The sequence below is a fragment of the Vibrio sp. R10-SG3-ISO10 genome (assembly GCF_059834185.1).
On sequence record NZ_JCBDHG010000022.1, the window covers coordinates 1 to 15,250 of the forward strand.

Annotated in this window: 14 protein-coding genes and 1 tRNA gene; 4 read left to right on the forward strand and 11 right to left on the reverse strand. The window is 43.8% G+C overall.

Annotated features, from left to right (window positions below):
• Positions 1 to 632 (forward strand): hypothetical protein (locus AC6R16_RS13490; protein ID WP_500674699.1); only part of this gene is annotated, 632 nt, incomplete at its 5' end.
• Between the two features lie 248 nt (positions 633 to 880).
• Here the strand turns inward: AC6R16_RS13490 and AC6R16_RS13495 are convergent.
• Positions 881 to 971: transfer RNA gene (locus tag AC6R16_RS13495), tRNA-Ser, on the reverse strand.
• A 316-nt stretch (positions 972 to 1,287) separates the two neighbouring features.
• Between AC6R16_RS13495 and AC6R16_RS13500 the strand changes: the two genes are divergently transcribed.
• Positions 1,288 to 1,965, forward strand: a complete 678-nt coding sequence (locus AC6R16_RS13500) for a MaoC family dehydratase (RefSeq protein ID WP_500674700.1) — start codon at positions 1,288 to 1,290, stop codon at positions 1,963 to 1,965.
• 67 nt (positions 1,966 to 2,032) lie between these two features.
• On the opposite strand, the gene AC6R16_RS13505 is transcribed toward AC6R16_RS13500, so the two are convergent.
• The gene (locus tag AC6R16_RS13505) at positions 2,033 to 2,605 is read right to left on the reverse strand and encodes an aldolase/citrate lyase/malate synthase family protein (RefSeq protein WP_500674701.1); all 573 of its coding nucleotides are present in this window, start codon (positions 2,603 to 2,605) and stop codon (positions 2,033 to 2,035) included.
• Between the two features lie 162 nt (positions 2,606 to 2,767).
• Between AC6R16_RS13505 and AC6R16_RS13510 the strand changes: the two genes are divergently transcribed.
• On the forward strand, positions 2,768 to 4,288 hold the full coding sequence (locus AC6R16_RS13510; RefSeq protein ID WP_500639619.1) for a DUF3612 domain-containing protein: 1,521 nt from the start codon (positions 2,768 to 2,770) through the stop codon (positions 4,286 to 4,288).
• 293 nt (positions 4,289 to 4,581) lie between these two features.
• Here AC6R16_RS13510 and gntR read toward each other — a convergent pair whose 3' ends face one another.
• From gntR to AC6R16_RS13550, 8 genes are all read right to left on the reverse strand, one after another.
• On the reverse strand, positions 4,582 to 5,583 hold the full coding sequence (gene gntR / locus AC6R16_RS13515) for a gluconate operon transcriptional repressor GntR (RefSeq protein WP_500674702.1): 1,002 nt from the start codon (positions 5,581 to 5,583) through the stop codon (positions 4,582 to 4,584).
• Positions 5,584 to 5,700: 117 nt separating this feature from the next.
• Positions 5,701 to 7,194: an NADP-dependent phosphogluconate dehydrogenase gene (gnd, locus tag AC6R16_RS13520; protein WP_500674703.1), complete on the reverse strand. Its 1,494-nt coding sequence runs from the start codon at positions 7,192 to 7,194 to the stop codon at positions 5,701 to 5,703.
• A complete protein-coding gene (locus tag AC6R16_RS13525; RefSeq protein ID WP_500674704.1) occupies positions 7,191 to 7,691 on the reverse strand; it encodes a gluconokinase in 501 nt (166 codons plus the stop codon). The genes gnd and AC6R16_RS13525 overlap by 4 nt, the downstream gene beginning before the upstream one ends.
• 83 nt (positions 7,692 to 7,774) lie before the next feature.
• Positions 7,775 to 9,091, reverse strand: a complete 1,317-nt coding sequence (locus AC6R16_RS13530; protein ID WP_272788064.1) for a TRAP transporter large permease — start codon at positions 9,089 to 9,091, stop codon at positions 7,775 to 7,777.
• Positions 9,084 to 9,641, reverse strand: coding sequence for a TRAP transporter small permease subunit (locus AC6R16_RS13535; protein ID WP_500674705.1), 558 nt, complete (start codon positions 9,639 to 9,641; stop codon positions 9,084 to 9,086). Before AC6R16_RS13535 ends, AC6R16_RS13530 begins: the two co-directional genes overlap by 8 nt.
• A 68-nt stretch (positions 9,642 to 9,709) precedes the next feature.
• Positions 9,710 to 10,726, reverse strand: a complete 1,017-nt coding sequence (locus AC6R16_RS13540) for a TRAP transporter substrate-binding protein (RefSeq protein ID WP_500639623.1) — start codon at positions 10,724 to 10,726, stop codon at positions 9,710 to 9,712.
• Between the two features lie 228 nt (positions 10,727 to 10,954).
• Entirely contained in the window at positions 10,955 to 11,389 is a 435-nt protein-coding gene (locus tag AC6R16_RS13545; protein ID WP_494503837.1) for an Mpo1-like protein, read from the reverse strand.
• A 70-nt stretch (positions 11,390 to 11,459) separates the two neighbouring features.
• Positions 11,460 to 12,836: a diguanylate cyclase gene (locus AC6R16_RS13550; RefSeq protein WP_500674706.1), complete on the reverse strand. Its 1,377-nt coding sequence runs from the start codon at positions 12,834 to 12,836 to the stop codon at positions 11,460 to 11,462.
• Between the two features lie 373 nt (positions 12,837 to 13,209).
• Here AC6R16_RS13550 and AC6R16_RS13555 point away from each other — a divergent pair, with 373 nt between their 5' ends.
• On the forward strand, positions 13,210 to 14,277 hold the full coding sequence (locus tag AC6R16_RS13555; RefSeq protein WP_500674707.1) for a DUF3541 domain-containing protein: 1,068 nt from the start codon (positions 13,210 to 13,212) through the stop codon (positions 14,275 to 14,277).
• Between the two features lie 35 nt (positions 14,278 to 14,312).
• On the opposite strand, the gene AC6R16_RS13560 is transcribed toward AC6R16_RS13555, so the two are convergent.
• Positions 14,313 to 15,221: a DMT family transporter gene (locus tag AC6R16_RS13560; RefSeq protein WP_500639626.1), complete on the reverse strand. Its 909-nt coding sequence runs from the start codon at positions 15,219 to 15,221 to the stop codon at positions 14,313 to 14,315.
• Between the last annotated feature and the right edge of the window lie 29 nt (positions 15,222 to 15,250).

Below are 15,250 nucleotides of genomic sequence, written 5' to 3' on the forward strand. Positions count from 1 at the left end.
AAAGAACTAACATGCTACTATTAACTTCCGCTTTGATTGCTTTCACAACGTCTTTTTCGGGTATTGCTAGCGTCTCAAACACCAATGTCGACTCTTTATCAACATGTGACTTAGAGAAGCCCCAATTCAATGCAGTGCCAAACTCACTTACCTCAGACTCATTAGAAGGTATATATGGGTATAGTAACCTATATTACCTTCCCAATAGTCCTTCCAGAAACGTAGTTTTAGTATCAAATGGTAAAGAGCTAGCAACAAAACAAGGAATGCTAGATGATATTGAAGGGATGGTTTCAATAGAGAGATACATTCAAAGCTGCACAGTAAAAGAGATAATTGTAGTCAGAGCTAGATATTTTGAATCAGGTTTAGAGTCGATCAACGAGTTAGGATATATATACTCCAAGGAGAATAACTCTAACCTACACTTTATCGGCAAATACGAGTTCGTCATTGGTGGATATAAAGAGTACGAGATGCTTATGAATGATGATTCCTTGCTCCCAAGTGACTTCAAGGATCTATTCTCTAAGTTAGACTTTAGAGTAGTAGATAGAGAACTTCATCTAAGTATTACCAACTTTCTACACACTAACACTCGAGTTGACACGTTCACATTGCTAAAACGTTAAACGGGCAAGTAAAAATTAACGACGATTATAAGGCAGAGTTTGCAGCATTTAACGAATGCCTTATAGCTGAGAGAAAAAAGATCCGTCAGTTCTTTGAATCAATGATTGCAATGCCTTATGCACTTTCCAGTATTCCTGTCGGAAGACGCAGGAAAACCCGATTGGAAAAGGTATTGATTGCCACTGCTGGTTGCTATCAGACACATAGAACGCAAAAAGCCCGCTGAAATCAGCGGGCTTTTCAAATGTGGCGGAGAGATAGGGATTTGAACCCTAGATACGCTATTAACGTATGCCGGTTTTCAAGACCGGTGCTTTCAACCACTCAGCCATCTCTCCGATGCGGTGCGTATATTAGGTATTGGTCTCTGGCTTGTAAAGCACTAATTTACCTTCTATGTTTCAAGTGTTGATAATCTATACAAGCATTTTACACATTTTCGTGATTTTAAGCGCACTGAATGAACGATTTATGGGTTAAGTACTCTAAATCATTAATGATAATAAAATAGTGTTTTATTTATATGCCACTGATATTAAAAAGAAATATTACTTTGATGCAACACGTGTACGCCCGAAAGTGATTGCACAATAGTGTGAACTAATTCAAAATTACGGAATTAACTGAGTAACATCGTCTATATCAGAGGTTTTTATGAAAGTCGCTGACTTATTTAAACATCGTGGTGAAACAATTACTAAGCAGCATTCTGAGTTTATGCAGTGGATGACTCCAACTGTAAAAGAGTACTGGGGAGAGATTGTTAACAAGGCTCATAACCGCCACCTGTTTACTCGTCTGCGTGATTTTCAGGCTCCTGCTGTTAATGATGAAGTTCAGCAGCCAAAGCCTATTGAGTTAAAGCCTGAAGCGCAAAAACTCTATCTAGAGCTGCAAGCAAAACTAGGTGAAGTGATCCATACTGGTGAGTGGTTAGACGTTTCTCAAGAACGAATTAACCAGTTTGGGCAAGTGACTGAAGACATGCAGTGGATCCATACCGATCCTGAGCGTGCAGAAGCAGAGTCTCCTTTCAAAACCACTATTGCTCACGGTTTCCTGACGTTAGCTTTATTACCAAAGCTGACTGATAGCGTTGATCCTGACAACAACCTATTCCCTACAGCGAAGATGGTCGTCAACATTGGCTTAAACCAAGTACGCTTCCCTTACCCTGTTAAGGCAGATAACAAAGTACGTGCGGTAAGCACTTTGTCTAAGGTAACGCCAATTCGTAAAGGCTTGGAAATCGAACGTGAAATCAAAGTAGAGATTGAAGGCGTTCGCCGTCCGGGTGCAGTGGTCACATCTGTAATTCAATTGCACTTCTAATCGATACACCGCCTTTAAAAGAAAAGGATACCTGTGGGTATCCTTTTTTTGTTTTACACAATCTCGATTATTTCATCGTATAGCAACACTCTAGTTGATAGTCTTCACCATTTTTAGCGGTGTACTCTTTTTCTTCAGTACAAGCTCTTGGCTTACCTTTTTCGTCGCCTTTTACTAGGCTAATCCAGTGGCGCATCGCCGACATTTCCGCCATTTCTTGCGGGAAGGTAGTACAAGTCTCTAATTGAATATCTTCGATATCTATCAGTTCAATACAACCCGTACCTTTATGGTTGCCAAAGGTCACCTCTACGTGGCTTCCTGTGCCATCTCTAAACAGAATTGACGTTGGGTCTTCTTTTTCGCCCATGTAAGCAACAAAGTGTTTTGGATGCTTAAGGCCGCTATGGCTGCCGTCTTTGAAGTAAGCCATTACATGGCGGTAATCGATAACATAAGCGGTAACTTCTTTATGAGAGCCGTTCTCTAGAGGGAACAAGCGATCAAGTAGCTGTTTAGCTTTTACTTGCTTCTCACTGGCTTGGTTTGCATTGATGGTTTCTACCGCGAAGACTGCTTCAGCGATAAATGGCTTATTTTGTTTTTGGATTTCAGTCTTATCGAATGTCAGCATGTTCATAGCGTTTCCCTCGCGGATATTTCACAACTTTTATGTCCTAGAGCAAAAATTCCAAACTGGCGTTTAATTGATTTGCGAATTTGTGACTTTGCTTACTTTGTATACTAGTGAATTTTTGACTACAATTTCACAACAAAAATTTTACAATGTGAATTTTACAAAATGCCAGTGTCAAAAAGCCTTATTCGCCAATCCCATTTTTTAGGTACTAAGATAAGAAATCTTAGGAAACGCAACCATTTAACTATGGAGGACCTCTCTGCACGCTGTATACGCGTCAACCCAGAGTATGCCCCTTCTGTCTCTTATCTATCCATGATAGAGCGGGGAAAGCGCGTTCCAAGCATTGATATGCTAGAGGTCATTGCAGAGGTGTTCCAAAAAGATCCAGCTTGGTTTTTGGATGATGAACCAGAGCAAGCAGACATCACTCCTGACAAAGGCAATAGAGGCGGCATCAGTGGTATGGCGCTCGAGCCAAGCTTTTTGTTCTCTAATGATATTCTGCAGATAGCGATACCCGAGATGTTGTCACAAACTGGCATTACTGGCCGCCAGTTTGCACACCTTCTTATTCGTGCTCATCAAGAAAGCAACCAAAACCACTTTCCAGATTTAGAGCGTGCAGCTGAAGAAGTAGGATTAAAAAGACTTAATCTTTCAGCCGAAGATTTGATGGATATTGCACGAAGTTTAGGGCTAACCATTCGCTGGATTTCTCGTCCACCTAAAGATGTCGTGGATGAACTAGGAGTAAGTGCAAAACAGATTGTCACCTCATTCTTTGAGCCTCCCGGTAGCATCTACCTAAATGAGGTACTTAAACAATACCCAACGCGCCTTAAATACGATCTGGCGGTCTATATAGGTCACTGCGTGTTACATAGTAAAGAAGGGCTTAAGAGCGTACTCTCCGTTGGGCACGCGAATAGCTGGGAAGAAAATAGCCAAGCCTCTCCTACATCTGAGCTTAATTCCCAAGACATTTTACAAGCATGGAGAGATTTCGAGTCGAGCTTTTTCGCTGGTGCCCTACTGTGCCCTAAAGTTCCTTTTAGGCAGTTACTCGATCGCAGTGGTTATGAAATCGATGTTCACCACAAAGCCGGTGTCTCTCCTTCTGTAGCAATGAGGCGTATGACGGTTGTCTCTCCTTACCCCCACTGGCACTACTTTGATGCTTACGGTCAGAATAAACTCAAAGCTGTATATCGTGGGAATGGTATTCCTCTACCTTGGGGGAACATGAGGAAAGTTAACGATCCTTGTCAGCATTGGGCTGTGTTTAGAAGGCTGTCGGAACCCCAGCAAGGTAGCTCGGCACAGATATCGATATTAAATGTAGGAGATGAGCCAAGGATTTACTGTTGTGAATCAGTCAATATGACTGACCCGGCAGGAAACAACCGTGTTCTTTGTGCTGGTATCGACTTAAACCCAGCTATCGATGCTCAGGGGGGAAATTCGATTGAATTGGCAGAAGAGCTTAAATCTTTATGTGTGAGTAATGGAGGCAGCGCCGCTATACCTCGCTACATGCAGAAAGAGTTTACGACCATTGCCAAAATTCTCAACATCAACTGGATCGAACGCGGAATACAAACCGATGCAAGAGTTATCTGTTCACGTGGGGCAGTGTGTCCTCGTAAACCAAGTTGTTACAACGGTTGCCAGGAGGCTTAGATTCAATCATACATTTACCTAGCCCGAAAAGAAAAAAAGCCAATCACAACAATCGTGATTGGCTACATATAAGTGTGAACAAATTAGGTTCACTAACAACGTCAGTTGGCTAGGTGACCCTCGGCTTAAGAAGGGTCACTAGTAATATAGCATTTACCGTGCCAACTTTAAAAAACACTCAAAACCCTCATTTATGGCTAATTAATAACCTATTTCACAAAAACTATGCGCATAAGGTGTTTTCATTTTGCAATTATGCGCATTATAAAAAACATCACAATTGCAAAATGCAATTATATACTCTCACCCATTTCGATTTGGTAGCCAAGATCTATACATTCTTCCCATGGTGTTTTCCCTTTCAGCCTGTCTATAAGCTGAGTAGCCGCGACACGTCCAATCTCCTCACGCGGTGTCACCACAGTCGCAAGTTTAGGAATCATCGCTTGACTGATGTCGTGACCATGGAAACCTGCAATCGCCATTTGCTCTGGAACCAGAATGCCTCTTCTCTGGCATTCATAAAGCGCCCCGATGGCTAAATCATCGTTCGTACACACTATGCCTTCGACCTCAGGATGGCGTTCTTTAAGCTCTCCCAGCAACTTAGCTCCAAGGGTAAATGAAGAAGCTTCTTCCGTTTGCAAACTGATAGGTTCAAAACCTGCACTCTCCATTGCATTTTGATAGCCCTGCATTTTTAGCCGAGTCCGTTCATCCATTCGCGCAGCAAAGTATGCAATCCGTTTGCGCCCTTTGGCCAAAATGGCCTCTGTCATCGCTTGTGATGCTTTTGCGTTATCGAAGCCGACGGCTTGTTCAATCCGAGGAGAAAAGCAGTCCATTATCTCTACGATGGGTATTGAAGCGGTTTCAAGCATCTTGCGTGCTTTGTCTGTGTGGAAATTTTCAGACAAGATGATTGCATCCACGTTATAGGACAGTAATGAAGCAATACTTTTTTCTTCAAGCTCTGCGCTGTAGCCATAGTGAGCAATCATAGTTTGATAGCCCGCTGGAGTAGTGACAGATTCAATACCTCGTATGACTTCAGCAAAGACTTGGTTGGTTAAAGAAGGCACCAAGACACCAATAGCATTCGATTTGGCATTTGACAGTATGTCTGGTGCTCGGTTTGGAATATAGCCAAGCTCTTCTACTGCTTGATTAATTTTATCTTTGATTGCTTCAGACACTTGGGAAGGATCTCGTAAGCAACGACTCACGGTCATTTTTGTCACTCCGACCCTGTCGGCAATATCTTGAAGCGTTGGTCTTTTTTTCTTATTCGCCATGAAGTGTTACTTTGCGTTGTTCTGATTTTGTTACTGGTAACATAGTACCGAGTATTTAATTCTATTTTATTGTTGAACCTAACAAAAAAGCGCTCACATTAGTGTGAGCGCTCTGATTTATACGGAAATCTGTTGTTTTTGCTCGCTGCTCCAAGTCAAATGGTAGCGAGATTCCTCTGGCTCATCGATTCTCGCATAACTGTGAGAACCAAAGTAATCTCGCTGGGCTTGGAGCAAATTCGCAGGCACTATCGCGCTGCGCAGTCCATCAAAATAGCTCAGCGCTGAGCTCATCGCTGGTACTGGTACTCCAGTTAGCGCTGATTTTGCAATGCACCCTCGCCAACCAGAAGAGCGCGAGTGTAGCTGTTCAACAAATTTTGGAGCAAGTAACAAATTCTCCAGCTGTTTATTCTCTTGATAAGCTTGCGTGATATCTTGCAAAAAGATTGCTCGGATAATGCATCCCGCTCGCCATATCTTTGCGATATTGGCAAAATCTAATGCCCATTGTTCTTTGTCTGAAGTCGTTTTAAGCAGATCAAAGCCCTGAGCATAAACGGTTAGTTTTGAGCAATAGAGCGCATCATGTAACTCTGCAAGTAACGACTCTTTATCCAACTCATTTTCTGAGTAGAGGTCTGTTTTGAGAACTCTAGAAGCTAAATCGCGAGTCCCTTTTTGGCTACTCTGAGCACGGGCAAATACGGCTTGAGCAATGGTTGGAGCTGGAGCCCCTTGTTGCAAAGCATCCACCGCGGTCCAAAGCCCCGTTCCTTTTTGGCCTGCTTTATCTAGAACAATTTCAACAAACGGTCGCCCTGTCACCGGATCATCCGTGCGCAGGATATCTGCACTGATTTCCATTAAGTAGCTATTGAGTACGCCTTGGTTCCACGCCTCAAATACATCGCCAATCTCGTGTGCAGGCATGTTTAACGCGCTCGACATAAAGTGGTACGCCTCACAGATCAGCTGCATGTCCGCATACTCAATACCGTTGTGCACCATTTTAACGTAATGTCCTGCCCCTGCTCTTCCTAGATAGGCTGCGCATGCCTCCCCAGATTCAAACTGTGCAACCGGGAGACCTTTTGCATCAACCTTTGCTGCAATCGCCTCCCACATCGGCTTCACATAATTCCACGCTTCGCGGTCTCCACTTGCCATTAATGACGGTCCAGTACGCGCCCCGACTTCACCACCTGAAACAGCGGTACTGAAGAATCGCAACTGACCCATGAACTGCTTTTCACGACGTTCACTGTCGGTCCATAAACTGTTGCCTGTATCGATGACAATATCTTCACGGCTTAAGCCTGCACTAAATAAATCTTCGATGACTGAATCAACGATCTCACCAGCAGGAACAGACAGAGCAATGACTCGTGGGCTCTCTAGGCTTTTCAACAACTCAGTTAAGTTTTCTACGATATGTAGTCGTCCTTTGCTTGGTTGCGTTGATAGCTGTTCACCTTCTTCATTGGCACGTTCACGGTTTTGTTGATTGATATCGAAACCAGTAACATTGAAACCATTATCAAGCAGGTTAAGTGCGAGGCTTTTCCCCATCACTCCAAGGCCAATCATGGCGATATTTGACTGAATCATGAGAGTGACTCCTCAATCGCCTGCAAAGCTTGTTCAACGACCTCTTCAACTGAATGGCGAATATCAATGTGTAGCGCTTCCTCCAATGTTGGCTCTCGAAGTGCTTCAAATTGACTCCTCAACATACTTTCACCGTTGAAGTAATGGTTATCGCGTTTTTGATGTCGAGACCAAATGGTGTCGAAATCGCCTTTGAGAAACACGATCACTAGATCTTGGTTATCTAGCCTTAAGATGTCGCGGTACTCAGGTTTTAGCGCGGAGCAAGCGATAACCGCAGCTTCATTCTCCACGTAAAGACGATTTAAAGTATGCAGCCAACCAATTCGGTCATCATCGGTGAGCGGCGTGCCTTGACGCATTTTATCAACGTTTGCTTGCGGGTGGTAATCATCACCATCATAAAACGGTAAATTGAGGGACTTCGCAATCTCGCTACCAATCAAGCTCTTACCGCAGCCTGATACGCCCATCACTAATATTTTCTTTGCTTTCATTGGACAATACTATCCTTAGCCTTCAACTCTCACCGAAGGCTGTGTACCAATTCAAAATGTGTAATCGTTCGCTTATGAGGTGGTTATTTCCACCACATCGCTAATTCCGGGAAAATAATCACTAAGCTAAGTACAAACACCTGCAATGCGATAAATGGCAGCAGTGAAGTGAAGATTTCTCCAAGGCTTATGTCCTTCGGCGCTACGGATTTTAAGTAGAATGCAGCAGGGCCAAACGGTGGTGACAAGAAAGAAACTTGCATGTTCAAACAGAACACGACACCGAACCATACTGGGTCAAAGCCTAGGCCAGTAATAATTGGCACAAAGATTGGCATGGTTAGTAGCGCTACGCCAACCCAGTCAAGAAACATACCCAAAACCAATAGAATCACCATCATGATCAATAGAGTGCCAATCGCGCTACCACCGCTCAGACCAAGAATCACCTCTTCGACAAAATCAATGCCACCCATTAGGTTGTAGATACCGACCAATGCACTTGCGCCGATACCAATCCACATAATCATGCCGCAGGTACGCATCGTCGCGATGGCACTTTCCTTAAGCATTTTGAAGTTCATTTCACCACGAATGATCGCAGAGAGCATGATACCGACTACGCCTAATGCCGACGCTTCAGTCACCGACGCCACACCGGTATAAATACTGCCTAATACAACCGCGACAGAGAGAAGAGGGAAAAACAACGCTTTAAAGTAGCTGACTTGAGGTTCATCCTCCTCGTCGCTATCACTGGGAATCGGCGCAAGAGAAGGGTTCAGCTTACAGCGAATCAAAACGTATGCGATGTAGCAGCCAGCTAAGATAAAGGCGGGCAAAAATGACGCTTTAAACAAGTCACCAATTGATACGCTAGCTGTCATACCATAGATGATCAATACGATGCTCGGAGGCAGCATGGTTCCCAACGCTCCACCAGCACAAGTAGTACCGATAGCGAGTTTACGGTCGTAGCCTAAACGCAACATTTGAGGCAGTGCTAGAATACCAAGTAGTACGGTTTCACCGCCGATAACACCAGACATAGAAGCAAGCAATACCGCAACCAATAGTGTCTGAACCGCAACGCCACCGCGCACCTTTCGACCGACTGATTTCATTGCATCAAACAGGTCTTTCGCGATACCAGAACGATCAAGCAGCGCCGCCATTAAGACAAACATCGGAACCGCTAAGAACACGTAACCAGAGGCGAAGCTATAGGTACGACTCGCGATAAGAGGTAGAGCATCTGGCCCAAACCAACATAAGGTGAAGAAGATGGCGACAAAACCTGTCACGAAAGCGAGCTGCATGCCGGTAAGCAGCAAGCCAATCATCATCACTAGCATGAGTACACTGCCCCATGCGATGCCAATTGAAGAGAGATCAAACATCGTCATTCTTCCTTAGCCCCATAATCTCTTGGATTAGGTGCAATACAAACTGGACAACAAGAATACTGAGAACAACAAAGATCAGACCTTTGAGTAATGCAGGGTAAGGGGCGTTGAGGACTGAGCCAGACGTTTCTAATCTAAGTTCCCCCCAAGGAGTAAACCAAGCTTCCTGCGCTAGGAAATACGCGGCATAGGCCAGCATCCCGGCGAAAGCTAGTCCTACAATATGGTGAACTAGATTAAGATACTTGCGGGTTTGAGAAGAGACCGCATCGTAGATTAACACCACACGAACATGCTTATTGGCGGCGAATGCGTATATACCCCCTACAATGAACAGAGACCCACCAATAAATGATGCCGTTTCGTGAACCCAAGTCGTTGGTGCATCAAATACATAACGCATCACAACTTCGTAAAATGAGATAAGTACTGTCGCGATAAAGAGCCAGCTCAACAGGTTGCTGATTTTTATAATGATTCTGTCCAAAACGTTTCTTGGCTGTTCATCAGGCTCTGGTGGCGTATGGGGTGTTATATCAGTCATAAAAAATGTTCCCAAAAAATTAGGAGGGCGCTAGCCCTCCCGAGAGAAGCTAAACAAGGACGGATAGCTTAAAGAAGACCATTGGTTTCTAAGAATGTTGTTACTGAGTCATACACTTTTTGTGCATTTGGAGAACGCTCTGCAAACACTTTCCATTGAGTCTTGGCAATTTCACGGAATTTCTTACGCTCTTCGTCAGACCAGTTGTGAATGGTGATGTTAGGGTTGGCTTGCGCTTCCTTCACTGCGGCTTGGTCAGCCATTTTTAGCTGAGTCGTCATATCGTAAGAGAAATCGCGTACCGAAGTCTGAAGAATGGTTTGCAAATCTTCCGGCATCTTGTCCCATTTCTTTTGCGAGATAGAGATATCAATTAGAGGCAAAGAGTGGAAACCAGGTTGAACTGGATGCGTTGCAATATCGTTCATACCCGCTTTTTGGTTGGTTGAGAAAACTGTGTAGTCTGCAGCATCGATAACCCCTTTGCTTAGGCCGGTAAAGACTTCAGAGCCTGGCAAGTTAACTGGCGTCGCACCCGCTGCCGCAAAGACTTGCTGAACCAGACCTTCTGGCGCGCGAAGCTTCAAACCTTTTAGATCATCAACACCATCAATCGGCTTCTTAGAAATAAAGGATTCAACGCCTGTGGTTGAAGCGCCAACAAACTTAACACCGTAAGGCGCATACAGCTCAGTCATCAACTCATTACCGCCGCCATAGTTCATGTATTGCAGTAGCTGTGTTGTATCTGACCAAGCACCTACCATGTTGCCGATAAGGCCGAACGCTGGATCTTTACCTGAGAAATAACCGGTAGCCGTCACTTGACCATCTAGGATACCCATTTTGATCGCGCCTAGGGTTTCGGTGTGTTTAACCACTGCACCTACTGGTAATAGGTCGATTTCGATGCGGCCGTTAGACATTTTCTCAACACGCTCTACCCAGTTTTGCTGAACCTTGTAGTTAAGATCGCCAGACGGATCTGATGATTGAATCTTTAGATTAAAATCTGCAGCGAACGCTGAGGCGGAGAAAAGACCGGTAATCGTGGCAGCAAGCAGAGTTTTAGTCATCGCTTTCATAGTAGGGGTATCCTTTATTTGTTTCAGTTTCCAATCTAGCCGATATGACCTAGGTAAACTACCGGTTCTAATTTTTATGTTACCGGTAACGTTGAGATTAATGTTACCGGTAACAAATGGCGTTTTACTATGACTATTGTCACATTTGTTATTTACTAACCCAAAAGAATTAACATCAAGATCAGACTCTGTGATCAAAGTCTCGCTTAGCTAGATCACGATCATCTGTTATCGCTTTCTGAACACCCAGATCGGGCCAATCAGTAGGAACTGAACGTCTTCGAAAAATGATGGCTTTTTCCCTTCGATTTTGTGACCTATAAACTGAAACAGCCACAGCACGGCAAACAGCACCAAAGAAACAAGCAAAACCGACAACTGCATGACTTCAATAGACCAAACCAGAGAGATACAAGCGAGGGTAAAACCCAACATCATAAGAAACACGCTGAGTGACAGTCGGAAATAGAACACCATTACAGGTAAAGCAGCCACCCAAACCCAGTTGAGTGTTAAACCAAACAATTCAAGCGGCGGTATTGACCAAATCAGCCCGACCACTGATAAAAAAATTCCGGGGACGGCAACTTTATGTATCTTTTGATTGATCGGGTTCTGATGGCTTTCACCATATTCAGCAAGCCACTGAGTGAGATCCTTCATGCTCTTTCACCTGTAAAATCATCCTATTATTTCTATAGCATGGCTTTACATCCCCTGCCTTCAATAAAGACTAATTTGTGATAGTTCTTTGCAACTGGCGACGTTTTTCTTGATACATACGAGAATCCGCCAACTTGAGCATATCGTCTATGTCATTGAATTCAGGCTTATAGATCGCGTAGCCGACACTCACTTGTAAGTTGATCAAGTGCTGTTCGAATATGACAGGGGTATGACAAATCGCTTTTTGCAATTCGATGTTGATTACGTCGATGTCATTGGAGTGTTCAATTCGTGGCAAAAGGATTAAGAATTCGTCCCCACCAATTCTCGCCACGACGTCGGATGTTCTCAACACGCTCTTTAAACGCTCTGCAGTGGCAATTAAGACCTTATCACCTGCCGCATGTCCATAGGTGTCGTTGATCGCTTTAAATTTATCAAGATCGATATTTAGAATCGCAAACCTATCAGGCTCATGGCGCTTCTTCACAGAATCAAAGTGTTCACGCAAGGTATACATAAAGTAACGTCGATTCGGTAGTAACGTTAACTCGTCTTGCAGCGAGCGCTTACTTGCCGCAGCGTAAAGGCGATACGTCAATGCAAACGCACCAAGTAGAATAAGTATCATTGGGTAGCCAAGCAGCCGAACTGCATGGACTTGATACCAAGGTTTACTCGCGAGTAAGTCTTTCTTCGTCGAAGCTGCGATCACCCAGTTTCCATAGGGAAAGTGAACCGATTCAATAGCAAATGCGTTATCGAAGGTTGATTGCAAGCCATAAAAAACTTCCCCATCTAAACCTGTACTGTCCCTTCCTCGAATTGCAATATTGTATCTGTGTTCAAATGATGAAACCCCAGCATCAAGAAACAACGATTCAAGCGAGATGACTACACTGCATACCCCCCAATATCTTGAGTTATATGGTGGATCTGAGAAGATCGGAACGCGGGCAATAAGAGCCAAGCCACCTTGCACTAAGTTGACTGGGCCCGCGATAAAGATTTCTTGTAGGTCTTGAGCTTTCTTAACCGTCCGCCATTGGCTTGGAATCGTTCGGTAATCCAAACCCAATGCTTTTTCATTGCCTTCTAAAGGGTAGATGTATTTAATCACATCATCTGGAGCTAAGCCCAGCAACTGCACATGGCTGCTTTTTCTGATAACGCTTGAAGCAATCAGATCCCAACCTGAAAACTCAAATTCAGGGTTAGCTGCGACTAATGCGGGCAAACTGTTAACAACGTAGATATCTGAAACAATGGCCGATTCTAATTCAGATCGAACAATAGAGACTTCTTCTTTGGCTCGGGCCAATAAACTATCGCGCAAGAAAGACTTTTGGCTGCGATCAAGTGATTCAACCAATCCGATAGAGATAACAAAAACAAACAAACATATGGCATTAAGATAGAAATGCCTGCCTGAACTTAAGGCCATTCGCCCCCCACAACTAGTCATGCAACAAAACACTCGGTAGCACCCGAGCAAAGTAAGCCTGTTATTTGTATTGTTATTATTTGTATTGGTTATATAAAAGTTACATTAAATCGACCTATTTTTCATCGACAATAGATAAAATTATCGACAATGAGGCCATTTTTCTCGAGTGTGACGACGAAAATCAGCATGTGATGGACCAATGATCATCTTTTGTAAGGCGATTATCTTATTGACCGGTTTTGCATCCAGCTCACGTTAATAACTTGTAGACTCCAATTCAATGCAATATTTGACCGAGAGATAACATCGACGTTTAAAATATCTGTTAACCTTAATGGTTATATTCATTGGGTTTTATCGGGCTTTTAGAATGCGCAGAAAGTTGATCGGATTATGTCTTGCTATTGTTTTTTCTAACTCGGCAATAGCTTCACCGCCACAAAGCTACAAAGACTCTGCGGATATTATTAAAAATACCTATGAAAGCCAGCTGTATACCCTTCCAGCCTTTAAGGAAGGGCACTATGGGTTGCGCATGTTCCGCCAAACGCTAGACCGCAAATATTCGGCCGCGGTGTGGACTGATATGGCCCGTGTTGCCAGTCGACTCAACAAGTTTGCAGCAGAAATAAATACACCAGAACAGATACTCCTTTACTCTGAAAAGCGCGTTTCTGGTTACATTGGTGAAACCGATGAACGCAGTGTAAGACGTTATACCGTCACAAAACATATGCCTGAATACCTCTACCTTGGTGTTGATCTGTTAGGCTCCATGGCAAGGGCAAATGAATATGGCCTAAAACACAAGCAAGACGATAAGTTGCGTTCTGTCATTCGCCGATATGATTTTGCTAAATATGCGACTGATCAAGAGATGATTAAAGCTTGGGCTGCACAACTTGCTAATCAAGTATACTGGCTCAGACAGCTAGGAGAGCAAGATGTTGTGGAGCCTTTCACAGAAGCTTTCAAAACTGCATACCCAGACAGTGAAGACAAAAAGCTTTCCAAACAGCAGTATGGCAATAAGCTTTATGGCATGACCCATATCATTTTCGGTGACTCGGAATACTATCAGCACAAAGTCAGCGAGAAACAGCATCAGTGGATTTACGACTATTTCCGCAAAAACATCGACACGATTCTGGTTCGAGCAAAAGAAGATGTGATCGCGGAAGTAGGCATTACTTTCTTGCTAGCCGGGCTTGAAGACGATCCCGTCGTCGAAAAAACCCGCAAGGCAATTCAAAGCTCAATTGACCCAGACAAAGGGATGATTCCTTCTGTCACTGGTGATTTCGATGTCACATATGGTGAACACCGCAATGTTCTTGCCATCATGTTGCTTGACTGGCAGCAAGTTAATGAAGCTCCAACAGTGAAAGATCAACCAAAGATGTTCTCTAACCCACCATATGGACTTATCCCACAATAAACTTCGCATAGCCCCGCAACCGCGGGGCTATTTGTTTAGGCCATAGATGCTTGTCTCTTGGCTAGAAGTCTTGGAGCAAAGACGACAAACATATTGGCAAGCACGATCAAAGTCAGTCCCATCACTTGTAAATAACTGTAGCTTTCTGCATAAAATAGCCACTGCCATATCGCGGTGAACAGCAAGTTAGTAAAGATTAGCGGAGCCAATTGCGACCCTGACTCTGCCAACTTGTATGCTTTGGAACGAAATACCTGCGTATTGATGATTAGGAACGAGACCCCTAGCATCGCAGCAAAAAGCAATTCTAGTTTAGTCCCTGACGTAGTGAGCATCTGTTCAGTCGTAAAGTAGCTAAAACCAACGTAAGGGGATAATACTATCGCCGCAAATAAAAACGTCCAGTAGTTGATTTCAAACGCGTTTAGGTCTGACTGACTAATGCGATATAAGCTAAGCTGCGAGCCCGCGTTGAATAGGCCGGACGCTAGCCCAACCAACAATTCTAGTCGTAGATTAATCCCTGAAACGTCTCCCGCGAGTAGAAGTACTCCCGTAAACGTCAGTAATAGCCCCCAAATTGATATCCACTTTAAGTGAGTATTAAATATTAGCCTTTCTAACAAAGGCAAAAACAGTGGACCTGTGCCAAATAAAACGACACTTTCAACTAGGCTCAAGTGATTCAGCGAATAGATAAAGCAGACTTGGCACGCGGCAATACATAACGCTCGAATCCAAATAGCCTGACATAATGGCCCTTTTGGTCGGCTGTATACCGTTCTTGTCATTAAAACAATGATGAGTGCAGGCACCATGAACCTTAGAAAGCTAAGTAAGCTTGGTTCAAGGTATTGGCCTAAGAATTTGGAAAGTAGCCCGGTTAATGACAGACTAAAGGTTGAGGCCAACATAAATAAAACTGGGTACAACTGGTTCGACATAACTCCCTCCCTTAAACTTAAGGGTAGGG